We start from the raw sequence: 426 nt of genomic DNA, 5'->3' as shown, positions 1-426 counted from the left end.
ATCCGAATGGATCCGCCCGTATTTTAGATGAACAGCTTGATCATAATACAAGTTTTACAGCCATGCTGCTGCAAGAAATTCATTCTGGACGTGCATATGCACAAAACGGACTTGAAATTATCATAAAATCCCATTTACTAAAAAATTCATCCTATGATCTGCAAAGCATTATTGAACATGAAGTGCACACTGTATTTGAAAAAATCGATGGAATTGATGAAAGTGTAAAAGACGCCGTCCATCATGTAAAACAAGAGCTTAAAGGACTCGTAGGCTTTGGCCACTATGATTTATTAAGTCATAGTGATGTGGAAGCACTGGTAGACGAAGTGAGGATGGAACAGTCGCATTCCTCCTTTTATTCACACGAAAAACAGCTGAATGCCTTGTACACCCTGAGGGATTACGAACAAGAGCTTTCTGCTC

1 protein-coding gene is annotated in these 426 nt (G+C 39.4%); it reads left to right on the top strand.

From position 1 onward, the window contains the following. Nucleotides 1-426 (top strand): hypothetical protein (locus tag GFC01_RS18340; RefSeq protein ID WP_207707663.1); only part of this gene is annotated, 426 nt, incomplete at both ends.

The organism is Desulfofundulus thermobenzoicus (assembly GCF_009428905.1).
Lineage (GTDB): Bacteria > Bacillota > Desulfotomaculia > Desulfotomaculales > Desulfovirgulaceae > Desulfofundulus_A > Desulfofundulus_A thermobenzoicus.
The sequence above is the reverse complement of the archived record's forward strand: the minus strand, read 5'-3'. Positions and strand labels throughout refer to the sequence as shown.